The 22,787-nt window shown below is 39.9% G+C and carries 19 protein-coding genes and 1 tRNA gene; 11 read left to right on the plus strand and 9 right to left on the minus strand.

Features of this window, described 5'->3' with window-relative positions; all coding sequences use genetic code 11:
• Positions 1–150 precede the first annotated feature (150 nt).
• The 3 genes from AC1DO4_RS10745 (at position 151) to AC1DO4_RS10755 (ending at position 3,704) form a co-directional block, all read left to right on the plus strand.
• Positions 151–1,824 carry an ArnT family glycosyltransferase gene (locus AC1DO4_RS10745; protein ID WP_477415636.1) on the plus strand — a complete coding sequence of 558 codons (1,674 nt, stop codon included), beginning with the start codon at positions 151–153 and terminating at the stop codon, positions 1,822–1,824.
• Between the two features lie 42 nt (positions 1,825–1,866).
• Positions 1,867–2,901 (plus strand): UDP-N-acetylmuramate dehydrogenase, encoded by a 1,035-nt coding sequence (gene murB, locus AC1DO4_RS10750; RefSeq protein ID WP_477415987.1) that lies wholly within the window; start codon positions 1,867–1,869, stop codon positions 2,899–2,901.
• A gap of 266 nt (positions 2,902–3,167) precedes the next feature.
• Positions 3,168–3,704: an RNA polymerase sigma factor gene (locus AC1DO4_RS10755; RefSeq protein WP_477401628.1), complete on the plus strand. Its 537-nt coding sequence runs from the start codon at positions 3,168–3,170 to the stop codon at positions 3,702–3,704.
• 110 nt (positions 3,705–3,814) lie between these two features.
• On the opposite strand, the gene AC1DO4_RS10760 is transcribed toward AC1DO4_RS10755, so the two are convergent.
• Both AC1DO4_RS10760 and AC1DO4_RS10765 read right to left on the minus strand, forming a co-directional pair.
• Complete coding sequence (locus tag AC1DO4_RS10760) at positions 3,815–4,546, minus strand: helix-turn-helix domain-containing protein (RefSeq protein ID WP_477415638.1); 732 nt, start codon at positions 4,544–4,546, stop codon at positions 3,815–3,817.
• Positions 4,547–4,722: 176 nt separating this feature from the next.
• A complete protein-coding gene (locus AC1DO4_RS10765; RefSeq protein WP_477415640.1) occupies positions 4,723–6,201 on the minus strand; it encodes a phytoene desaturase family protein in 1,479 nt (492 codons plus the stop codon).
• 164 nt (positions 6,202–6,365) lie between these two features.
• On the opposite strand from AC1DO4_RS10765, the gene AC1DO4_RS10770 reads away from it, so the two are divergent.
• The 4 genes from AC1DO4_RS10770 to AC1DO4_RS10785 are packed head-to-tail and all read left to right on the plus strand — an operon-like array spanning position 6,366 to position 8,653.
• Complete coding sequence (locus AC1DO4_RS10770; RefSeq protein ID WP_477415642.1) at positions 6,366–7,202, plus strand: phytoene/squalene synthase family protein; 837 nt, start codon at positions 6,366–6,368, stop codon at positions 7,200–7,202.
• Positions 7,202–7,744: a hypothetical protein gene (locus AC1DO4_RS10775; RefSeq protein ID WP_477415644.1), complete on the plus strand. Its 543-nt coding sequence runs from the start codon at positions 7,202–7,204 to the stop codon at positions 7,742–7,744. The genes AC1DO4_RS10770 and AC1DO4_RS10775 overlap by 1 nt, the downstream gene beginning before the upstream one ends.
• The gene (locus AC1DO4_RS10780; RefSeq protein WP_477415646.1) at positions 7,741–8,433 is read left to right on the plus strand and encodes a lycopene cyclase domain-containing protein; all 693 of its coding nucleotides are present in this window, start codon (positions 7,741–7,743) and stop codon (positions 8,431–8,433) included. Before AC1DO4_RS10775 ends, AC1DO4_RS10780 begins: the two co-directional genes overlap by 4 nt.
• Positions 8,417–8,653 carry a cytochrome b5 domain-containing protein gene (locus AC1DO4_RS10785; protein WP_477401635.1) on the plus strand — a complete coding sequence of 79 codons (237 nt, stop codon included), beginning with the start codon at positions 8,417–8,419 and terminating at the stop codon, positions 8,651–8,653. Before AC1DO4_RS10780 ends, AC1DO4_RS10785 begins: the two co-directional genes overlap by 17 nt.
• Positions 8,654–8,761: 108 nt before the next feature.
• On the opposite strand, the gene AC1DO4_RS10790 is transcribed toward AC1DO4_RS10785, so the two are convergent.
• Entirely contained in the window at positions 8,762–9,676 is a 915-nt protein-coding gene (locus AC1DO4_RS10790; protein WP_477415648.1) for a PfkB family carbohydrate kinase, read from the minus strand.
• An 86-nt stretch (positions 9,677–9,762) separates the two neighbouring features.
• Here AC1DO4_RS10790 and AC1DO4_RS10795 point away from each other — a divergent pair.
• A tRNA-Asn gene (locus AC1DO4_RS10795) sits at positions 9,763–9,836 on the plus strand.
• A 126-nt stretch (positions 9,837–9,962) separates the two neighbouring features.
• On the opposite strand, the gene AC1DO4_RS10800 is transcribed toward AC1DO4_RS10795, so the two are convergent.
• Complete coding sequence (locus tag AC1DO4_RS10800) at positions 9,963–10,229, minus strand: hypothetical protein (RefSeq protein ID WP_477415650.1); 267 nt, start codon at positions 10,227–10,229, stop codon at positions 9,963–9,965.
• 78 nt (positions 10,230–10,307) lie between these two features.
• On the opposite strand from AC1DO4_RS10800, the gene AC1DO4_RS10805 reads away from it, so the two are divergent.
• The 3 genes from AC1DO4_RS10805 to AC1DO4_RS10815 all read left to right on the plus strand — a co-directional run bounded on the left by AC1DO4_RS10805 (position 10,308) and on the right by AC1DO4_RS10815 (position 15,424).
• Entirely contained in the window at positions 10,308–13,292 is a 2,985-nt protein-coding gene (locus tag AC1DO4_RS10805) for a TOTE conflict system archaeo-eukaryotic primase domain-containing protein (protein WP_477415652.1), read from the plus strand.
• 82 nt (positions 13,293–13,374) lie between these two features.
• Complete coding sequence (locus AC1DO4_RS10810; protein ID WP_477415654.1) at positions 13,375–14,445, plus strand: PDDEXK nuclease domain-containing protein; 1,071 nt, start codon at positions 13,375–13,377, stop codon at positions 14,443–14,445.
• 412 nt (positions 14,446–14,857) lie between these two features.
• On the plus strand, positions 14,858–15,424 hold the full coding sequence (locus AC1DO4_RS10815; protein ID WP_477415656.1) for an RNA polymerase sigma factor: 567 nt from the start codon (positions 14,858–14,860) through the stop codon (positions 15,422–15,424).
• 170 nt (positions 15,425–15,594) lie between these two features.
• Here the strand turns inward: AC1DO4_RS10815 and AC1DO4_RS10820 are convergent, their stop codons facing one another.
• The 5 genes from AC1DO4_RS10820 to AC1DO4_RS10840 form a co-directional block, all read right to left on the minus strand.
• On the minus strand, positions 15,595–16,371 hold the full coding sequence (locus AC1DO4_RS10820) for a TerC family protein (protein ID WP_477401642.1): 777 nt from the start codon (positions 16,369–16,371) through the stop codon (positions 15,595–15,597).
• An 81-nt stretch (positions 16,372–16,452) separates the two neighbouring features.
• Complete coding sequence (locus tag AC1DO4_RS10825) at positions 16,453–17,898, minus strand: DUF4097 family beta strand repeat-containing protein (RefSeq protein WP_477415658.1); 1,446 nt, start codon at positions 17,896–17,898, stop codon at positions 16,453–16,455.
• A complete protein-coding gene (locus AC1DO4_RS10830) occupies positions 17,879–18,979 on the minus strand; it encodes an RNA polymerase sigma factor (RefSeq protein ID WP_477415660.1) in 1,101 nt (366 codons plus the stop codon). The genes AC1DO4_RS10825 and AC1DO4_RS10830 overlap by 20 nt, the downstream gene beginning before the upstream one ends.
• 165 nt (positions 18,980–19,144) lie before the next feature.
• Positions 19,145–20,302 carry a PepSY-associated TM helix domain-containing protein gene (locus AC1DO4_RS10835; RefSeq protein ID WP_477415662.1) on the minus strand — a complete coding sequence of 386 codons (1,158 nt, stop codon included), beginning with the start codon at positions 20,300–20,302 and terminating at the stop codon, positions 19,145–19,147.
• A 1-nt stretch (position 20,303) separates the two neighbouring features.
• Positions 20,304–22,721: a TonB-dependent siderophore receptor gene (locus AC1DO4_RS10840; protein ID WP_477415664.1), complete on the minus strand. Its 2,418-nt coding sequence runs from the start codon at positions 22,719–22,721 to the stop codon at positions 20,304–20,306.
• Positions 22,722–22,787: the final 66 nt, after the last annotated feature.

A 22,787-nucleotide genomic window follows, 5' to 3' on the forward strand; every position in this document is an offset into this window, starting at 1 on the left:
CCGTTAAGTTAAGGAAACATCTAAACTTTATTTTTGCAGGATGCCCGGGAGCCAACAATGCAATAATTACACTATTTTAGATCACGAGCGTTGTTATGAAAAAAATCTTAATGCATAAATGTTATATGCTGCATAATAATTAATACCCTTGTGAATAGCTTTGTAAATCCTATATCATCGGCACAAAAAAAAGCCTACTTATTGGTATTGCTGTTGGCTATATTGGTAAATGTGGCTGGTATAGGCGTAAAATACTTTACAGACGATCCGGGCTTGTATAGCATATTGGCCCGTAATATGGCTCAAAGCAACAACTTTTCCGATTTGATTTATCATGGCAGGGATTGGCTGGATAAACCGCACTTTCCTTTTTGGATGGCTGCACTTAGTTTTAAAATTTTCGGCATTAATACCATAGCATATAAGTTACCCGCACTGTTGTTTTTTTTCATGTCGGTTGTGTACACTTATAAGCTTGCAAAAAAATTCTATGGAGCTGAAACGGCTTTAATAGCCATACTCATATTGCTTACAGCTCAACATGCAATAATGTCAAATACTGATGTACGTGCCGAGCCCTATATTATGGGTTTACTGATGGGTGCGGTTTACCATTTTTATAAGGTAAGGGATCGGTTTAGCTTTATTGATATATTATTGGCCTCGGTGTTTACAGCCTGCGCCGTAATGACCAAGGGGATTTATTTACTGATCCCTATCGGGAGCGCTATCATTGGCGATTATATATTTAAGAAAGATTTTAAAGGTTTGTTTAACTGGAAATGGCTATTGGCCATTATCATGGTAGCTATTTTTACACTACCCGAAATTTATACCTTATATATACAGTTTGACCTGCATCCCGAAAAAGTGGTTTTTGGCCGCACAGGTATTTCGGGCATCCATTGGTTTTTATGGGACAGCCAGTTTGGGCGCTTTAACAATAATGGTTTTATAAGGAATAGCCACGGCGACCCGTTCTTTTTCCTGCATACATTGCTTTGGGCATTTGCTCCCTGGGCATTTTTATTATATTACGTCTTTTTCAGGTTTATCCGGCATGTTATTAAGGGAACCGTTTTACCCGAATATGTTACCATCAGCGGCGCTATTATCATGCTGCTGATATTTTCTATCTCCAAATTCCAGCTGCCTTTTTATACCAATATTCTTTTTCCTTTTTTCGCTATCATAACTGCTGTTTTTATACGTGAGATCATCGGCAGTAATAAAAACCTTTTTTTTAGCATCACTCAATATATAACAACCGGACTGTTGATAGTACTCATTATTGTGCTGAATTTTGCTTTCGCACCCGGTAACTGGCCTGTATTTTTATTGCTGGCGCTTATATTGCTGGCGGTTACCTGGTATATCTATAAAAATAGCGGAACAAAAATCCGGGCTTTGTTCTTATTTACCTGTTGCGTTGCTGTATGGCTTAATGCTTATTTAATAATGGTAGTTTATCCAACATTGGATTATTTTAAGGGAGATGTGCATGCAGCAGAATACATTAACCAATATTATCCAAAAAAACAGGTAATATCAGCATTTAACGCTCAAAATGCCTTTGAATTTTATACGCAACAGCCTGTTTCGTTTATGGATATTACCCAAGCCAGTAAACATGGCAACGCACTCCTGTTAATTAATGAAGATCAAAAAGCCGAATTGCAAAAAACCGATACGCCATTTCAACTGCTGAAAGAGTTTGACAATTATCCTAATGAGAATATTACCTTGCCATTTCTTATCGAATCTAAAAGATTGACAACGCTAAATCATTTCTTTTTGGTGAAGATAAACGGTATCGCAAAATAAAAATTCCGAAATTCGCCATAATTCCGAAATCGAACGACCCACATCCGACATCAAATTATGCTGCAAATACAGGAAAACGTATCTCTTAAAAATTTTAACACTTTTGGTATTGATACCTGTGCCAGGTATTTTGTGGAGATAGCCCACGAAGATAACCTGGTTGAATTGTTTGCCGATCCGCTATGGCTGCAAACCGAAAGGTTGGTAATAGGCGGTGGCAGTAATTTATTATTGGTTACTGATTTTGATGGTTTGGTTATCCGGATGAATATCCGTGGCATCGAGCACCGCATAAGCCATAATGATGTATTTGTGGAGGCCGGCGGCGGCGAGGTATGGAACGACCTGGTAAACTTTTGTGTAGCCCGGGAATATGCCGGCATCGAAAACTTAAGCCTCATCCCAGGTTCTGTGGGTGCATCCCCTATTCAAAACATTGGCGCGTATGGGGTTGAGCTTAAGGATACTTTTGTAAGCTGCAGGGCTTTTGAAATAGCTACAAGTACTTTTAAAACCTTTAGCAAAGCCGATTGTAAATTTGGCTATCGCGAAAGTGTTTTTAAAAATGAGCTGAAAGGGCAATACATTATTGTATCGGTAAAGTTTCATTTATCACTTATCCCCAATATCAATACCCAGTATGGCGCCATAGGGCAAGAGCTGGCAGTGCGGGGTGTTGCATCGCCTACAATAAAAGATGTTTCAAAGGTAGTATCATATATCAGGGTATCTAAACTGCCCGATCCTTCAACCATAGGCAATGCCGGTAGTTTCTTTAAAAACCCGGTGATAAGTAAGCCGGAATTTGAAGCTGTACACACTAAGTATCCCGATGTAGTAAATTATCCGGCCGCCGATGGGCAGGTAAAATTAGCCGCCGGATGGCTTATTGAGCAATGCGGATGGAAGGGAAAAACTGTTGGCCACACAGGAACCTGGAAAAACCAGGCCCTGGTATTGGTGAACCATGGGGGTGCCACTGGCAAGGAGATATACAGCTTTTCGTCGCAAATCATAGACAGTGTGTACACTAAATTTGGCGTTATGCTACAACGCGAGGTGAATATTATTAGTTAAAAATTTAAATCTTAACTAAATATTTCATTTTGTTTTCATTATTTACAAACAGCATTCGTGTTACAATTATAGTTTTCATTATTGTTTTTTATTTACCATTTATTGCTTTTAACGTACTGTTTGTTAGTTATTTAATTACAATAGCAGTGTAATATATACACATAAGGTTTTGTTAGCAGATTTTTGGTTAAGGAGTGAGTTTTGTAGTTAACATAGCGCTAAGTGGCATCATGCTTGCCTAACTAATAACACAAAACTTTAACAAAATGACAAAGATTGAGTTTAACACCCTTGTATTGCGCCAGGCAACGTCACTAAGGTCTTATGCCTTACACTTTACCCATGACGCAGACGATGCTAACGACCTTGTTCAGGATACAATGTTGAAGGCCATAACTTATTACAATAAGTTTAAAGAAGGCACAAATTTAAAAGGATGGTTATACACCATCATGAAAAATACTTTTATCAACAACTATCGCCGTTTTGTTAAAATGAGCACATTTGTTACCAAAAGTGACGAGATCTCATCTCCAAACCTGGTATTCAGTTCAACAAAAAACCAGGGCGAAGCCAAATTTGTGATGGATGATATTAAAAGAGCTTTGGACAGGCTGCCCGGAGATTACTACATACCATTTACCATGTATTTTGAAGGCCATAAATATCATGAGATAGCCGATCATTTAGAGATCCCTATAGGTACAGTAAAAACCCGCATCCATGTAGCCCGTAAGCTGCTCAAGAAAAACTTAAAAGCTTATGATAACGGCATTACCAAACCTGTGTACGCAGAGAACTGATATCATAAACTCAATATCATAATTCTTTAAACAGAAAAACCCGCTAACGAAGCGGGTTTTTCTGTTTAAAGTTGTATTATCAATAAGCTATAAGGCCCGCTCATATAATCCTATTTAACTTTTTTCCAAACTTCATTATAATTATTGTTAGTTCCCTGCACGGTTAGCAATGAATCAGCAATTGTATATTTAAATGAATTTCTCATACCTAAATATTGCGAATAACCATTTCCTGCAGTTTCGATAAATTCGCTATAAGTATTACCGTCCATTATAGTAAATGATCCGGAGAAGGCTGCATACATCAATTTCTCCTTATATTTTATATCAGTAACCATAAATCTTCCAGGTGTAATTATTTTATACCTTATCTGCTGGGTTTGATTACCATAAGTAGTATCTGGTTGGCCATTTTTTAAAATTTGCCAGGTGCCTATAAGTCCGGCCTGGTTGTTCATCGCCTTTTTTGTGCTGAGGCAGGCCGAAAAGATAACTGTACAAAGGGTTAAAAAGAAAATAGATAAGATCGTTAATTTTTTCATTGCATTGGTTTTTAGGTTAAATAAATCAATTGTGTAACTACAGAACTTACGGATACTATTGAAGGCAACTTCCCCGGCTTTATTTAACCTGCCGGATAAACCTGGTGCGGATTCATAAACATCATGGCCGAGGGCAGAAAAAATCAGCTTTACTGTGTAACTCCGCGGTATTACCTCGCCAGATTCTATCCGTTGAAGCGTACGTACACTTAAGTTACATTTCTCCACAAGTTCTTCCTGCGTTAAACCTTTGGCTTTTCTAAGTTTAGCAATCTTTTTACCTAAGCTTGGTTGCTGCATAATCCAATAAAATTCTTGAGCAATATTATAATTAACCCGATTAAGGTACAATAATTTTGCCTGTATTTATAGGCGTCATTAACCCGACATTCCAATGTCAGCCCTAAGGCGGCATTATTAACTCTGCATTGCAGATGCTTATACATTTGAAAAGAATGAGCGCCTGATCGCTAATGTTAACCAAGCTCCTTCATTGCCTCCCCGGCCACTATTTGCCCCGAAATAATTGCCGGCGGAACACCCGGGCCGGGTACAGTTAACTGACCGGTGTATAACATGTTTTTAATATGCTTTGCCCGCATGGCCGGTTTAAAAAAAGCCGTTTGTGCCAAAGTATTGGCCAGGCCATAGGCATTGCCCTTAAAGGAGTGGTAGTCGGCTTTAAAATCATTGAGCGCATAGCTGCGTTTAACAACTATCGCGTCGCGGATATCCTGCCCGGTGAGCTGTTTAAAGCGATCAAGCATCAGATCGAAATATTTTTCGCGGATGCTTTCATCATCATGCAAACCCGGTGCTACAGGCATCAGGAAGAAAAGGTTTTCGCCCCCCTCGGGCGCTGCGTTGCTATCTGTTTTTGAGGTACAGCAAACATAAAACAGCGGACTGGTTGGCCACACTGGTGTGGTATAAATCTCTTTGGCATGCAGCTCAAAATCCTCATCAAAAAATAAATTGTGATGTTTGAGACCCGCCGCTTTTTTGTTGATACCAATATAAAATAACAGGCTTGATGGCGACATCGTTCGGCTATCCCAATATTGCGCCGTATAGTTTTGATGCTGCTTATCTAATAAGTGTTGATCAACATGCTCGTAATCGGCGCCGGCTATTACAAAATCCGCATAAAAAACATCTTTATTGGTTTGTATGCTATTTACCTGCTTATTTTCAACATCAAGTTTGGTTACTTCAGTATCCAGCTTTATTTCCACGCCAAGTTCTTCTGCAAGGCTTACCATGGCTTTTACAATTTCGTTCATGCCACCCTGGGGGTACCAGGTGCCCAGGGCAAGGTCGGCATAGTTCATCATGCTGTACATGGCCGGCGTATTTTGTGGGGTAGCACCAAGAAACAGCACCGGGAACTCCAATAGCTTTATCAGCTTAGGGTTTTTAAAATACTTGCGCACATGCTTGCTCATGCTACCCAGCAACTGCAGGCTGAAACTTTTTTTGATAAGGTTAAAGTCGATAAATTCGGTTATGGAATGCGAAGGACGAAATACGTATTCGCCCATGCCAACTTTGTATTTGTAGGCAGCCTGTTTTAAAAACTCCTTTAACTCTTTACTGCTGCCCGGTTCTGTTTGTTCAAAAAGGGCTTCCAACTCTTCCATCCCGGCGGGCACATCCATAATATCATCCTTGCCAAAATAAACACGGTAGCCCGGGTCTAAGCGCTCCAATTGGTAATAATCGGATGTTTTTTTGCCAAACAGCGCGAAAAAGTTTTCGAACACATCGGGCATCCAATACCAGCTGGGGCCCATATCAAACTTAAAGCCATCCTGCTCCCAAACCCCTGCCCTGCCGCCCGCCTGGTTATTCTTTTCAAGTATGGTAACCTTAAACCCCTCTTTAGCTAAAACGCAGGCCGCTGATAAGCCGGCAAACCCCGCTCCTATAACGATGATGTGCTTATTATTGTTCATTTGTAGTGGTTCCTGTTGCCCGGTTCGCGTTTGCTGTAACCGCCCTAATCCCGCCCCTCGTAACACGCACCCCGAACCCAATCTCCGTGTAAGGTAAATTGTTTTGTGCGGATAAAAAACAATACGGATGCGATTTTGTATTTTTGAACACAACGGCATTGCAAATGATGAAACTGTACGATGAGACCTGTTTTGAATGCAGTAAGTTAATCACCCAAAAATACAGCACTTCTTTCAGTTTGGGGATAAGGGCATTTGATAAGTGTTTCCGTTATCCTATTTATGCCATTTATGGTTTTGTAAGATATGCCGACGAAATTGTGGATACCTTTCATGAACACAATAAATTGCAGCTCATCAGCGATTTTCGCAAGGAAACTTTTAAGGCCATTGAAGATGGCATCAGCCTTAACCCGGTTATTCATTCTTTTCAACAGGTGATTACCAGGTATGCTATCGACCACCAGCTGATAGATGCTTTTTTACGCTCGATGGAAATGGACCTCGACCAAAAACAGTATGATTGCGAAAAGTATAACACTTATATTTATGGATCGGCGGAGGCAATTGGGTTGATGTGCCTGCGGGTTTTTACTAATAATGATGATGGCCTTTACCATGTGCTGCTACCCCAGGCCCGAAGCCTGGGCGCGGCTTTTCAAAAGGTAAATTTCTTACGCGATATAAGGTCGGATTTTAAAGAGCGTGGCCGAACCTATTTCCCTGGTGTTGATTTTAATAATTTTACCGAGCAGGATAAAATGGGGATCCAGGAAGATATTCAGAAGGATTTCAACGAGGCCTTTAAGGGTATACAACGGTTACCTAACGGTACTCGGCTGGGTGTTTATATTGCCTATGTATACTACCTGCAATTGTTTAAAAAAATAAGCTATACACCGGCAAATGTTATCCTTCAAAAAAGAATCCGTATTTCTGATACCCGCAAAATAGGGTTATACGTTAAAGCTGTATTGCAACAAAAACTAAATGTGATTTGATGAAGCAACGTGTATTTTTTATAGTCCCGTTTTTTTTATTGCTGATTGCACAAAACGTAAAGGCTGATGACCTCAATCTAAAAAATATACGCAAGCAGTTGGTAATAGCTATAGATAACAGCAAAACCACCGATTCATTGTACAAAAGCCTGACCGCTATAAAGAACCCTACAGGATTGATCTGCGGATATACAGGGACTTTGCTGGCGTTAAAAGCCAAACATTCCTGGAACCCCTACCTTAAGTTCAAGTATTTAAATAACGCTGAAACCACTCTTAAAGCAGCTGTAAATGCCGATCCGCATAATATAGAGATCCGGTTTATGCGTTTTTCTATTGAGCATAATGTACCCGGTTTTTTAGGTTTTAATAAAGATCTGGCTGCCGACAGAGAAGATATTATTGCCCAGTTAGATAAAAAAAATTATGGCACTGCAGATAAGGAGCTTACCGTTGCCATAATTAAATTTCTAATCCAATCCAAACGCTGCACACAAGCTCAAAATGATGACCTGAATAAACATTTAGCCGAATTAAAGTGAAATACACTTACCTGCTTATAAATATACTTACGGTGTTTTTTCCGGTTGTTTTATCGTTTGATAAAAAAGTACATTTTTACAAAAGCTGGCAATTCACCTGGCCGGGGATGCTGATAACAGGTCTGTTCTTTTTGTTTTGGGATGTATTGTTCACCCAGAAAGGGGTATGGGCTTTCAATTCGCATTACATCATTGGCATAACCTTTTGGGGATTACCCTTGGAGGAAGTCTTGTTTTTTTTTACAGTACCCTTCGCATGCCTTTTCATATATGCCTGTTTAAACTATTACACCAAGTGGAGGATAAATACCCGGTTAACCCGTATTATCAGTGGCCTTTTAGTTATGTTGTGCGTATCCGGGCTAATATTTTATTATGACAGGATTTATACAGCAATTACTTTGGGGCTATTATTGGTATTGATGTTGATTTTACAATACGCTATCAAGGTAAGCTGGCTTAACAGGTTCTATATTGCTTATATGGTTGCACTTATTCCGTTTTATATTGTAAATGGTTTTTTAACTTCAATACCAATAGTACTTTACAATAATAACGAGAATTTAGGCATAAGGGCAGGGACGATCCCTGTGGAAGATCATTTTTATTTAATGGCCCTGCTGTTGATGAACATCGGCTTTTTTGAATATTTTAAGGCTAAAAACAAAACTAATGACTCATTTGCCTGAATATACCCGGTCACAACTTGCTCTTCGTAACGGGCAGGACAAGCCTCAGATATGGGTGGCCTATAAAGGCATTATATACGATGTAACCGAAAGCCGCCTATGGAGCAACGGCAAACACTATGAGCACTGGGCCGGCCAGGATTTAACACCTGAGCTTGTGGATGCTCCGCATACAGAAACGGTGTTTGAAAAATTTGAGAAAGTAGGAAAACTTAAGTAGCCCCGCACACAGAAAACCTACGAAGTTTTGGAAACTTCGTAGGTTTCAAACAACATGCAAATCTACAAATCAAAAACCCTCTCCATTAGAGCTGGCTGCATGAGGTTCTTATAACTCAAACTTTGCCAGGCTTATGAACTCCTGTATACGGGCTGCAATTTCCTGTTGCGATAAATTTCTTAACCTTTCGGAGCCAAATTTTTCGACACAGAATGAGGCCAGTGCGGAGCCAAAGATGATCCCGTTTTTGATGTTATTAAAGCTCACTGTGCCCACTTTGGCCATATAGCCGATAAATCCCCCGGCAAAGGTGTCGCCCGCGCCTGTAGGATCAAACACTTCGGCCAGTGGCAGGGCGGGGGCGCTGAATATTTTATCCTCGTGAAAAAGAAGGGCACCATGCTCGCCTTTTTTAATGATGAGATATGTAGGTCCCATGGTTAATATTTTGCGGGCCGCCTTAACCAATGAGAATTCGCCTGATAGCTGACGGGCCTCGGCATCATTAATGGTTAAAATATCAACCATGCTGATAGTTTTTAAAAGCTCATCGAGTGCAATGTCCATCCAAAAGTTCATGGTATCCATTACAATGAGTTTGGGGCGGTTGGTTAACCGGTTTATAACACTTTGTTGCACCTGTGGAGATAAGTTACCCAGCATCAGGAACTCGCAATCCTGGTATGAATCGGGAATGATGGGGTCAAAATCGGCCAAAACATTCAGTTCGGTAACCAGCGTATCCCTGCTATTCATATCATTATGGTACTTGCCGCTCCAAAAAAATGATTTTTCTCCTTCTTTAATTTGCAGACCCTCAGTATCTACATTGTGTTTATTAAGATCTTCGATTTCGCTTTGCGGAAAGTCATCACCTACCACAGCAACTATATTTATATCATCGTAAAAGTAAGATGCGCCCAAACTTGCAAAGGTGGCCGACCCGCCAACGATTTTTTCTGTCTTCCCAAAGGGTGTTTCAATAGCGTCAAATGCCACAGTACCAATAACTAACAAACTCATGTAAAATATTTTTAATTTTTTTTGTCGCAAATATTGTGAAATTACCGCAGAAATTATACTTTTGCACCACTCCAAACGGAAAATAGTCCTGAGTAGCTCAGCTGGTTAGAGCATCTGACTGTTAATCAGAGGGTCGCTGGTTCGAGCCCAGCCTCAGGAGCAAAAGGGCAAGCACGTTAAAACGGTCGCTTGCCCTTTCTATTTTCAATATAAAGAGCCTTTTGATGCGATTATGATTTTGGGTTCGAACCCATTCTCCCACGGACACTGGGTAAGATTTTCAATTTTATTTTTTAGCTTGTCTAACTCGTTGTTTTATAGTTGTTTGTTTTGCTTTTTTTAGCCTGAAATATGGTTCGAGCTTTTTGGATTCGTCCGATGTCTCGTTTTTGGAGGAAATAAAGTTTTGTTTAACCACTTGCTTAGCCAAAAAGTACAATAGATTAAGATATTTTTCAGCATCCGATTTAGATAATTCAAAACCTCTTTTCTTAAAGTAAGTAATTACTTGCGTGCTAGTAGATCGTTTTAAGTCTTCGTGTATAGTTTTCATGATTTATAAATTATAGTTTGTAAACACTAAAATAAACTGATATTTGAATAGCTTGATGTAATGAGTTCAGAGTGGTAAATGAAAGACGATCGACTAAACTTATATAAATCCCTATTCAAAGGCAGAGAAGATGTGTTTGCTTTAAGATGGGAGAAGAATGGTAAAAGCAGCTATATGCCCGCTTATAGTTTCGATCCCAACCGATATCGGCTCCATCAAATGAAAGGCGGTACTTTTCAAACGTTCACTGATAAAACTTACCTGGTGCTAACGGACGACCATTTAATCAAACACCTCAAAGGCGAACAGGTTGTAGGATTGTATCCATTGCTACAGGATAATACCTCCTGGTTTATCGCGGCTGATTTTGATGAAGCTGATTGGGTTGAAGAATGCAGGACATTTATAAACGCTTGTGAGGAGTATGACATGCCAGCCTATTTAGAACGGTCTCGTTCTGGTAAAGGGGGGCACGTGTGGATATTTTTTGAAGAGCCCTTTGAAGCATTCAGAAGCAGAAAAATAATGATGTCCCTGCTTCAGAAGGCAGGTTTAATTTCGGTGTTCGATAAAAACTCAAGTTTCGACCGGCTTTTTCCTAATCAGGATTATCATTCAAAAAAAGGTTTGGGCAACCTCATTGCTTTGCCTTTAAATAAAGCCAGTTTAAATAACGGTAATAGCTGTTTTATTGACCCTGAATCGTTACAGCCCTTTGATGATCAATGGGCATTTCTAAAAACAATCAACAGGATCGCAATAAGCCAACTCAATTATATCTATAAGGAGCAAACTAATCAAGACGAACTATCTACGGGTTTATTTCAAAAAGAACAGCCTACGGCTGGTAAGTTGGTGATTATATTAAATAGCGTAATTCATATTAGCCGTGCAGGTTTGCCTGCTTCTCTTATTGCTTTTCTGAAAGAGGAACTAAACTTTGCCAACAATGAATACCAGGTAAAAAAGAATATCAATAAAAACACATTCGGCATAAGACGTTACTTTAAGCTATTGAATGAAACATTAGAATCCATTTCAATTCCACGTGGTTTTATTGGCAGGCTATTGCGTTTTTGTAAAGAGCAACAAATAGAATATACCCTCGGGGATCAAAGAAAGAAAATAGAACCGGTCAGGTTTAAAGGCGCTATTACTTTAAGGGAATATCAAATACCAGCACAGGAAGCTGCTGCTAAAAAAGATTTTGGAATTATTGTCGCTCCGCCTGGTTCGGGTAAAACGGTGTTGAGTTTGGCTATTATAAAAGATAAACAACAACCGGCGCTCATTTTAGTCCATCGTAAGCAGTTGGCAGATCAGTGGATGGAACGCATTGAATCCTTTCTGGGCATTTCGAAGAAAGAGATTGGACGTATTGGTCAAGGAAAGAACAAACCCGGTAAACACATTACTGTCGCTATGATCCAAAGTATGGAAAAGGCGTTGGACTCACCAGAATTCTCCGAACTAATGAACGCTTTCGGTACCATCATCATTGATGAATGCCATCATATACCGGCAGAAACATACCAAAGGGTTATCGAGAAACTGAATAGTTACTATATGTACGGGCTTACAGCCACACCATTCAGAAAATACAATGACGGTAAGCTGATATTTATTCATTTAGGTGAAATCATCCATGAAGTTAAAGCGCCGGAGGTAAAAAATCAATCAGGCACGCAGATCATCATTAGAGAAACAGACTTATTTGTTCCGTTTAATATCAAAACAGACAAATTCGAAACGCTCTTCAAAATTTTGATACATGATTCAGTCCGGAACCAGCTCATTTTAAATGACGTGGTTTCGCAGCTAAATACTGGTAAGAAAGCCGTTATTATTACAGAGCGGAAAGAGCATATTACTTCTATTCAACAATATTTAAAGCAGCATTATGATACCATTGCATTAAGTGGCGAAGATTCTGACTTAAATAAAAAATCTAAATGGGCTGCCATAAACAAAGGAGACTTTCAGGCACTGATTACAACAGGCCAATATTTTGGCGAAGGAACCGACATTCAAAATATAGAATGCTTGTTTTTAGTTTACCCATTCGCTTTTGAAGGTAAACTGATTCAATATGTCGGCAGGGTACAACGATCTGAAATATCACCTGTTATTTACGATTATCGTGATCACAGGATCAGCTATCTGGAAAGACTTTTTCAAAAAAGAAACCTCTACTATAAAAAGCTCTATCAAAGTGGCTTAACAATCCCTGTTGATGATAGCGAAATAGTTAGCGGTCAAATCAACGAAAAAATTGAGGTGCCAATCGAACAATTGGAGTTCAGATTTGGCAGCATTGCTTTTAAACATAACATTGCCGATTTTGGTGGAAAAGAGGTGGAGTTTGAAATAGAAAACCTGAATATCAGGCCAGAATTTACGGTACTTAAACCATACTTCATCCGATTTCTAAAAAGTACAACGGTATTGATTAATATCCGGGCAACATTTCAACATAACATGTTGGTGTTTAAATCTGCATCCTCCTATGACCTTGATAAAATAAACCGGGAGGTTATTGAAAGTGTAAAGTTCCGTTTTTTGAATAAAGAAATCATTAAAGGAGTGCCGACAGGTGAAGAAAATCTCTTGGATCCCGGGCAATTGCAAAGTGGCGGCGAACGGCTGATTTATGCAAATGAAGATGACTTATTGGAAAATATCTTAGCGCTTAAACAATATAAGCACCATCGCCACCTTCGATATCTTTCTCATAAACATGAACGAGCGATATTGAAACTTCGTTTTGTATTGGAGCCCTTCTCATTTGTGTTTTTGCTTTCCGGTAATAATCAATATCATTTAGTTTGGGAAACATTAGATACTGAGGAAGCGACCTATATATGGCACATCGGGAAATCAATTTATGAACTTGAACAAAGTGTAAAGAAGATAGATAGGTTGCTTGGACAAATAAGAATAAAAGGGCGGCAACAATATCTTGAAACTAACCCCGAACAGTTTAGCCGTATTGTACATGATTATTCTGATGATACCAAAGGCATGATTATTTGGAAAGACCTTTTAGAGGAAAGGCTATTTTAAGTTGACTATCGTAATGTTCTACTTCTAATTTGGCGTCTTGCTTATCATTCTTTAAGTTTATCACTAAATCATTACAGGTTATATGGATTTTAAAGATTATCAATCTTTGTTAACAGACATAAAGGCAAGAATTCGCAACGCGCAAACTAAAGCAGCTCTTGCGGTAAATGCCGAATTGATTATGCTTTATTGGGATATCGGTAAAACTGTAAAGCAACTTCAAAGCGAACAAGGCTGGGGAGCTACGGTTGTCGCACGATTAGCCAATGATATTAAAAATGAGCTGCCGGAGGTAAAGGGTTTTTCTGAACGAAATCTTTTATTTATGGTTCAATTTTATAAGGAATATGATACCGAAGATCTAATTATGAAACAGCCTGTTTCACAATTAGAAAACTCTAATCATGCTAAGATTGAATTTATGAAACAAGTCGTTTCACAAATTCCCTGGGGGCATAATATTTTGCTAATCCAAAAGGTTAAGGAAAAAAACATACGTCTTTGGTATATGCAACAAACGCTTTTAAATGGCTGGAGTAGAGATACGCTTTCATTAATGATAAAGAGTGATCTTCATCTTCGACAGGGAGAAGCAATCAATAACTTTTCAAAAACCTTGCCCAACCCACAATCTGAACTGGTAAAGGAAACACTAAAAGACCCGTACATCTTTGACTTTATTACAATTGCACAGCCTTTTACAGAACGCGAGTTAGAAACTGAACTGGTAAAGCATGTGGAAAAGTTTTTATTGGAATTAGGTGCTGGCTTTGCTTTTGTTGGCCGGCAATACAAATTAGTCGTTAGCGATCAGGATTTCTATTTAGATCTCTTGTTCTATCATCTTAAAATGAGATGTTTTGTTGTCATTGATTTAAAAAGAGGTGACTTTAAGCCAGAATATGCGGGCAAAATGAATTTCTATTGTTCGGCTGTGGATGACCTAGTAAAACATCCGACTGATACACCAACCATTGGTCTTATTCTTTGTCAAACAAAAAATAAGGTTATGGCAGAATATGCTTTAAGGGACATGAATAAACCCATTGGTATTTCGGAATTTGAATTAACTAGGTCATTGCCGAAAAATCTGCGTTCAAGTTTACCAACTATTGAGGAAATAGAAAATGAATTGAAAAGTGGCAGGGACTAACTAAGCTAAATCGTCCGTTACAACTTTGTCAATATTTACTTTCAAAAAGCAGTAGGTCATAGACGCCTCTCGCCAAAATTCCCAATTCTTCGTAATTTTTCAATGAATTGGTTCGAAAAAACGCCACTGTCGGGAGCCTTAAAATCAATAAAAAAAACAAGCAACAGGTTATTTGATCCTTATCATCTTAGGACTAACAGAATACAATGTATAGTATTTACAGGATTTACTCACCATCTGTATAGCTATTTCCGGACGRGTCAGACGGGTCACCATTCTGTCCGCATGTGCACAATCACCGTCCGCTATCGAACAGTTTATAAAACCTGCAATTAATTAAGTAACTAACAATCAATATCTTATAAAATGGCACTGGTATTGGCATTGGCATTATATATAAATACAATATACAATGAGTACCGCCGACGACCGTTTACAGACAATTTGGGAAGGATGCTTACGCAACGAACGTAAATGCCAGGAACAATTTTACAAACTATTAGCACCAAGGATGCTGGCTGTTTGCATGCGTTATGCTACAGACAAAGATGAAGCACAGGACATACTACAGGAAGGCTTTATTAAAATATTCAGAAACATGAACAACTACCGGGGCGATGGCAGCCTTGAGGGTTGGGTACGCCGTATTATGGTGCATGCCGCTATATCGCGCTATCGCAAATTAAAGCCAATTGTTTTGGTTGAAGATTTTGCCACGGATACCGTAATGCCGATAAACAAAGCTTACAATGATAATGGTCTTGAAGCAAAGGATCTGATGAAGCTGATACAAAAACTACCTAAAACTTACCGTTCGGTATTTAATATGTACGCCATTGAAGGCTACTCTCATCAGGAAATTGGTAATTCATTAGGTATGAGCGAACTTTTATCTCGTACTACTTTATATCGTGCAAGAACTATCCTTAAAGATATGATAGGTAAACTGACCATGCGCGAGGAGCGTTGCCTGGCTTAAAGCCACATTGTGATGGGTACATATTTGACCATAAACGCGCAGTGAAGCTGACAATGCTTATAATTACCCGCATGGCGCTTTAAAAGAATATTCATCCCGGAGTGTTCGAGAGATGTGATATTAAAAGCCGGGGATGCGCCGGATACCCTGGCTTTTGCTATTCTGAAGCTTTATCTTTGAACTTTATCAACAGTCTTTTGTGCCTTCTTTGCCTTCATTTTCAAATTCAGCATCTCCACCAGCATCGAAAAAGCCATGGCAAAGTAGATATACCCCTTAGGGATATGCTGCTCAAAGGCTTCGGCTAAAAGGGAAACACCTATCAGCAGTAAAAAAGACAGCGCCAGCATTTTTACCGTTGGATGCTTGTTTACAAAAGAGGCCACACCATTTGATGACCACATCATGATGCCTACTGCTATTACAACTGCAAGTATCATGATCTCCACATGGCTGGCCATGCCTACGGCTGTAATTACCGAATCTAATGAGAAAACGATATCCAGCAGCATGATCTGGATGATGGTTGCTACAAAGCCCTGGGGTTTTACATTTTCGCTGCCTTCTTCTTCGCCTTCTATTTTATGGTGGATTTCGGCCGTACTTTTATAGATCAGGAACAAGCCTCCTATGATCAGGATCAGATCGCGGCCCGAAATAGCTAATTTTTCAGCCCAATCTACGTCTGTAACATTAAACAGATGCCCCAGGTTAAAAAGCGTTGCAGTAAGTGTCATTACCCAACTGATGGATAACAGCAGCAATACCCGGGTAATCATGGCCATGCCTAAGCCTACCCTACGCCCTTTGGCCTGTTGCTTTACAGGCAGCTTGTCAGATAGTATTGATATGAATACGATATTATCTATCCCTAAAACAATCTCTAACAGGGTAAGGGTAACTAACGAGATCCATGTTTCTGCCTGGGCAAATATTTCTAAATTCATAGGTGCGACGCGTTTAGGCCAAAAATAACAAAACCCCTGCTTTTTAGGGCAGAGGCTTGCGTAAAAGGATGAATTTATTAATTAATCAAAGTTTACACTACCAAATGTGGAGTTAATTGTAATGGTTTTATCGGTGCCTCCTTTACCAAAATGGCCTTTATAGTTTTTGGTAGGATTAAATCCACGTTCGCCGTCGGCAGGAGTTTTACTGGTTAAACTTACATCGCGGTTGCCATAATTAAAGCTGCCATAGTGCACAGTTACATCAAAATCGGCGCTTTGGTCATCGCTCAGGCCAAGTTTTATACTGGAGTATGACGACCTTACAGACAGATCCTTCAGGTTTTTATCAATATCCTCAATACTAATCCCTCCACCAAATTTAACGTTGATATTTCCTGAGGTTTTAATGCGGCCTATCTTTGCCGAACTGTAACTCAAATGTGCATTAAGTTTATCACAATCGCCCAGGCTTAAGCTGCCATAAGCTACATCCAGATCGCTGCCATTAAGGTTGCCTATTGTTGCATTACCATATTTTACCCTGATTTGGTTACTGGGGTTGCTCAATGCTTTAGCTACCAGGCTACCGAATGAGTTATTGATAATGAGCTTGCCGCTAAGGTCGGGCAAATCGGTACTGCCATATTTATTACTGATGGTTAAAGGGCTTTTGGCCGGCATATACACTGTGTAGTTCACCTCAATTGAACGCGCCGAGTTATGATTCCCTTTAAAAAAAGAACCCCATGAACCATTATTATCCTCATCAGGATCGATTGAGGTTTTAAAATATACTCCGTTACCGTCTTTACTATCCTTTATGTTTACATTATCCAACAGCTTTTGTGCCTTATCCTCATTGTTGGTTGTTACTTTTATCTGCACGTCGACTTTTACCTCATTTTTGGCCCAGGTGTTTACTGTTATCTTACCAAATTTATTGTCAATATTAATTACATCATTGGCATCAATGCTATAGCTTTTGCTGTAGCTTTTGGTTTTTACAACTTCATCACCGCTTTGTGTTTGTTTGTCATTATCGTCATCGTTGCTATCATAGCTAAAGTTAAAGCTTTTATCAAAATCCTTAAAGCCATAAGCTATCATAGGGGCTATTTTGGCATCAAATTTATAGGCGAAGTTTAACATGCTATCATTAAACTTAAAAGCAAAGCGTTTTAAACTATCGTACTTAAAGTTTTTATCAAAATGCTTGAAGCTTTTGTTAAAATTTTTCATGTTCAGCTTCATGCTTTTGTTAAACTTCTGCTTGTTAAGTGAGCTCATTTGCTTTTGCAGATCGCGCATCTTTACTTGCAGGTCTTTCATTTTCTGTTGATAATTTTTATCAGCTATTGCCGAATCATCGTCGTCATCATCACCTGATGAGGTAACTTTAGGCGTAGCAGGAGTAGCAGGCTTTGTTGGTTTTACCGGCTTTTTTTGCTGCGCAAAATTTGCCGTACTAATGGTTAATAAAATCATTAAGGCAAACAGGAACGGTTTATATATTTTTGATTTCATTTTTTTGATCTTTATTAGTTTCGTTAAACTGCTCTATCACATTTAGTTGCTGATTAAGTACCTCGGTTTGTATTTGCAAGTTCCGGATCATTGCACGTAAAACACGTTCCTGGTTAGGACTGGTAGCTAAATCATTATTCAATTTTTTATAGGTCGAATCCATTTTGGCAATTTCGGCGGTAAACTCCTTAAGCAGTTGCGGATCGCCTTTAGATGCTGTTTTAAGCTGGTTAAGCTGCGTTTTAACTAATGATGCATAATGCACCTGTTGTTTGGCATATTCGGGGTTGATAGCAGCCAGGTCAACGTTTTTTGGGCCTTTTTGACCTTGAATATACACCCCGAAGCCTATCCCCATTACCACGATGATGGATGCGGCCACCTTTAGCACAAAAGCGAGCGAAAAGGTTTTGGCTTCGCGCTTTTTTGGCGCAGCCTCCAGCACGTTTAAACGCGCCTCTATTTTGCCCCACAGGTCTGCTGATGGTTCTATCTCGTCAAAATCTTCGTGATTATTTTTCATGAAATCTTCAAATCGCTTGCTCATGACACATTTCCCTTCCTGTTTAAAATTTCCATTAGTTTTCTTTTTGCTCTCAGGAACTGTGTTCTTGAGGTGTTTTCTGATATATTTAAAATCCCCTTCAAGCAGGTAAAGCGATATTACTACCCGGTAACCATCCGGCAATTGTTTCATGCCCTCTTTTACCATTGTTACCTGGTATTGTATTTCATCATCGTCCGCAGCTTCCTCATCGGGGATATTCTCCAAATGATTGCCGTCCAGTTCTATCAGCTCAAGTTTGCGTTTACGCAACTGGTTTATTGACCGGTTAACCACTATTTGCTTAAGCCATAAACCAAATGTGGTTTCCTGCCTAAAATCTTTGAGTTTATTAAACGCATCAAGGAAAGCCTCCTGTAAAACATCTTCGGCTTCGCCAATATTGCCCACTATCCTAAAGGCGACGTTCAGCATCGCTTTTGAATATAAACGGTAGAGTTCATAACAGGCTTTTTTACTTCCCTGCTTACACTCTGCCACCAGGCTGTAATGCTTATCTATAAATATTGCTTCCAAGTTGTGTTAAGCTTCAGTTTAATAGACGCAGGGTATTCTACAACGTTGCACAATTGGTTGATTTTTTTTGAGTATGATGATTTTAATGGAATATAGCAAAAAAAAGTCATTGCTGAACGAAGCAATGACGATGTACAATATAACCTATTAAGTTTAAATCTCTTTTCAAGTATGCTGCTTTTGTACCCTGCGGTGCACCAGCGCTTTTACTTTTTTTGATTTGCCTTTTTTACGTTTGCCCAGCCAGATAATAAAACCCGTTACCGGCAGCGAGGCGCAGATAAGACTGGCCAAAAAAGCGGTGATCTTGCCGGGCAGACCCAACACCTGGCCAACATGGAGATCGTAATTCATATCGTTCATCTTCATGCCGGGGCTTTTTTGTATATGAGGAGTTTGTTTTAACAGTTTGCCTGTATACTTCTCAAACTCATAGCCATCGCTTTTATAAAAGTACAGGCTTTTGGCATAGGCGGTTATACCTACCGTACCCGCTGCCGAAGCATCATCATAGATCAGGAACATCTGCGCCTGCGGCGATTTGGCTTGTGCCTGTACAAATGCCTTATCAATAACAAAGCGGTTATCCACCCTCGTTTTTAACAGGGAGTCGGATTTTAGGGATACTTTTTCTGATGGATAAGCTTTACCCAGGTTAGCGGTTGTATAAATACCTTCCCGCACCGATTCAAAAACCATGGATAAACCTGTCAGTGCCAATATAATGGCAATACCGGTTGCATAAAATCCCAGCACATTATGCAGATCATAGTTAACCCTACGCCAGCGGCCATTCCATTTAATGTTGAAACTGCGTTTGCGGTCGCTTTTACGTTTGGGCCACCAGAGGATAATGCCGGTTATCATCAGCACAATAAAAACAAGAACAGATATGCCCACTACCAGCCGGCCAACATTGGCAGGCAGCAGCAGGTAAAGGTGGATGTACTCAACAATAATAAAAAAGTTCCGCGCCGGATTTTCTGTATGGGTAACCTGCCCGGTATAGGGATTCATGTATACATATAACATCCCCTGCTCCTTAGGCAAATTTACTAATAGCGCCGCGGGCCTGTCAACCCCATAGTAATACATATAGCTTGCTGTAGCGCCGGGATGCCCTTTTAACCCTTCGGCTTTTAGGGTTGATGGAGGTAGGTATGGCTTATGCTGTACTTCTACCCTGCGGTAGTTGTATATGGCATCCTGAATTTCGTCCTGGAAACAAAAAATACAGCCGGTAATACTTACAATAAGCACCACCAGCCCGGCTATAAAGCCGAGCCAGCGGTGTATAAATAATATGACTTTTTTAAACGTCATATTAAAATTTATAGGTAAATGTAAGGGCGTAGTTCCTTAGTTTTTGTGGGTTAACAGTGGTGTAACCTATCCAGTATTTTTCGTTGGTAAGGTTATCCATTTTTACACCGATCCTATAGTGGCTCAGATCATAAAATGCCGAAGCATTAAATACCGTGTATGCCGGTAATATAAATACCCCCTGGCTCACGCTATTGATAATCTTACTATCGCTGGCATAGTTACCACCTAGGCCAAAGCCCAGGCCTTTAACTTCGCCTTTTGATATCCGATAACTTACCCAAAAATTAGCCAGGTAAGGTGATGACGCAGTTGTAGGGCGGCGATTGGCTACATCGGCATTGGAGGTTGCATCGTATTTCGAATCGTTGTATGAGAAACCGGCCACTACATTCAATCCAATAATTGGATTTGCAATAACTTCGGCCTCAATACCTTTACTTAATTGAGTGCCATCCTGCAGGTAACGGTTTGGTGTTGCCGAAGGACGGCTTATATCTTTAACCTTAATATCGTAATAGCTCACCGTGCTGGTTAGTTTACCGTCAAACAGGTCGAGTTTAACACCGCCTTCAAGCTGATTTGCATGCTCGGGTTTCAGGGGGGTGTTATCCTCCTTTACGCCAGTTTGGTTACGGAAACTGTTCTGGTAATTGGCAAATAAGGATAGATGATCTTTTATTGGCTGATAAACCAATCCAAACTTTGGCGAAAACGCGGTTTGCTTATACGCGCCTGATGTAGTATTACTTGCTGGATCATAATTACCGTTATTAACAAAGCGATCAACACGCAGGCCGGCAGATGCAATCAGCTGATCGGTAATGTTAAACACATCAGATACATATGCGCTGTAAGTGTTCCGTTTGTAGATTGCCGGATAGGTAAAGCCATATACTCCTGTTGCGTATATGGCATCCATTGCGGCCTTGTTAAAGTTAGTATAGTTTTGGTTACCTGTTAATGATACTGTGTCGAGGGTACTGCCAAAGAAGAACTGGTTGGAGTTATCCCTGAAAAAATCAAGCCCCCCAACAAACCTGTTTCTGAATTTCCCGATCTTGAAATCGCCGTTGAAGTTTTGCTGGATTTCGATCATATCATCCTTGCTTTTACGGGTCGACTGGTCGTTACGAGAAATGGAATCGCCGGGTAACAGGTAAAAGTATGGCCCAAAACCATCAGAGTAGCTATGTGTAGCCGCTATGTTGGTATGGGTGGTCCATGAATTCGATATCTTGTAATTTACCCCGCCATAAAAATTAGTGGTTCTTGAAGTTTGGGTAAGGTCGTTGCCATAATAGGTCTGTTTATAATCAAGGGCAAGCTCATCGGCGCGATCGTGCCCTAAAGCTGCAATAGTTTGTCCGTAGGGGAAAAAGAAGATGGATTTACCGATGCTTTTACCGTAGAAAAGCTCAGCATCTAACGAGATGCTCAACCTGTTGTTAACGTTATACAGCAAACTTGGGGCTACGGCGATATTACGGGTAAAACCATTGTTTTGGAAACTACCTTCGTGATTATAGGCTGTGTTTAAACGGAAAAGTACTTTTTTCTTATCATCAAGCGGGGTATTAATATCGGCACTCACCCGTTGAAAATTAAAATTGCCTAATGAGCCTGAAACTTCGCCACCAAATGAATCATAAGGTTTTTTGGTTACCCTGTTAATAAGGCCGCCGTATGAAGTTAAACTGCTGCCAAATAAAGTTGCAGATGGTCCCTTTATAATTTCAATCCGTTCGATGTTTGAGGCATCAATGGTGCTGGTTACATTACCGGCAATGCCATTTCGCAAAGCGGTTTGAACCACAAAACCACGGCTGCTGTAATAGGCGCCGCCATCGCCGCCCCGCCCGGTTGCTTCCCACATTTTTTGGATCCCCGATGCATTCCTGATAGCATCATCAACAGAAAAAATCTGTTGCTCCTGCAATAATCCGCTGCTGATGGTATTGTAAACTGAGGCATTCTCCAGGTTATTTAATGGCATTTTGGCCACATCAACACTTTTACTGCGTTTAAACTTATTGGTTTTGTTGGCGTTGATATTAATTTCCTGCAGGTTGTTTGTAGCACCAGAAACTGTGAACTGAGGTACAATAAGCGTTTGTCCGGCGGTTACATCAACGGCGGTTTCCTGGCTTTTACTGCCAACCTGCGAAATAACCAGGGTATATTTTCCTTGTGGTGCCCTGAAGCTGAAATCACCATTTTCGTTAGTGATAGCGCCATATTTTGTTCCCTTCAGCATTACCGAAACGTTTTCGGAGGGTTGATTGGTATTGGTGATCACATGTCCTTTAATTGTGGCACGGATTTGCTGAGCCAGCACCGGGGTAGTGTTACATATTAATACGATCGATAAAAAAAGAAAAAAGAATTGCTTCTGAATAGATAGTTGGGGGTGCTCCATATTTTATTTAGACTAATTATAAATAATGTCCAAAAGTACACGAATACCGCAACCCATCCAAATTTA

This window comes from Mucilaginibacter sp. P5_A6 (assembly GCF_056400585.1).

Excerpts from the sequence above, each read along its gene's own strand:
- AC1DO4_RS10810 (WP_477415654.1), top strand. The coding sequence starts at position 13,375 with ATGGATTTTAAAGATTATCAATCTTTGTTAACAGACATAAAGGCAAGA.
- AC1DO4_RS10760 (WP_477415638.1), bottom strand. The coding sequence starts at position 4,546 with ATGCAGCAACCAAGCTTAGGTAAAAAGATTGCTAAACTTAGAAAAGCC.
- AC1DO4_RS10825 (WP_477415658.1), bottom strand. The coding sequence starts at position 17,898 with ATGAAATCAAAAATATATAAACCGTTCCTGTTTGCCTTAATGATTTTA.
- AC1DO4_RS10840 (WP_477415664.1), bottom strand. The coding sequence starts at position 22,721 with ATGGAGCACCCCCAACTATCTATTCAGAAGCAATTCTTTTTTCTTTTT.
- AC1DO4_RS10770 (WP_477415642.1), top strand. The coding sequence starts at position 6,366 with ATGATGAAACTGTACGATGAGACCTGTTTTGAATGCAGTAAGTTAATC.
- AC1DO4_RS10800 (WP_477415650.1), bottom strand. The coding sequence starts at position 10,229 with ATGAAAACTATACACGAAGACTTAAAACGATCTACTAGCACGCAAGTA.
- AC1DO4_RS10765 (WP_477415640.1), bottom strand. The coding sequence starts at position 6,201 with ATGAACAATAATAAGCACATCATCGTTATAGGAGCGGGGTTTGCCGGC.
- AC1DO4_RS10790 (WP_477415648.1), bottom strand. The coding sequence starts at position 9,676 with ATGAGTTTGTTAGTTATTGGTACTGTGGCATTTGACGCTATTGAAACA.
- AC1DO4_RS10815 (WP_477415656.1), top strand. The coding sequence starts at position 14,858 with ATGAGTACCGCCGACGACCGTTTACAGACAATTTGGGAAGGATGCTTA.
- AC1DO4_RS10835 (WP_477415662.1), bottom strand. The coding sequence starts at position 20,302 with ATGACGTTTAAAAAAGTCATATTATTTATACACCGCTGGCTCGGCTTT.
- AC1DO4_RS10820 (WP_477401642.1), bottom strand. The coding sequence starts at position 16,371 with ATGAATTTAGAAATATTTGCCCAGGCAGAAACATGGATCTCGTTAGTT.
- AC1DO4_RS10775 (WP_477415644.1), top strand. The coding sequence starts at position 7,202 with ATGAAGCAACGTGTATTTTTTATAGTCCCGTTTTTTTTATTGCTGATT.
- AC1DO4_RS10805 (WP_477415652.1), top strand. The coding sequence starts at position 10,308 with ATGAAAGACGATCGACTAAACTTATATAAATCCCTATTCAAAGGCAGA.
- AC1DO4_RS10785 (WP_477401635.1), top strand. The coding sequence starts at position 8,417 with ATGACTCATTTGCCTGAATATACCCGGTCACAACTTGCTCTTCGTAAC.
- AC1DO4_RS10755 (WP_477401628.1), top strand. The coding sequence starts at position 3,168 with ATGACAAAGATTGAGTTTAACACCCTTGTATTGCGCCAGGCAACGTCA.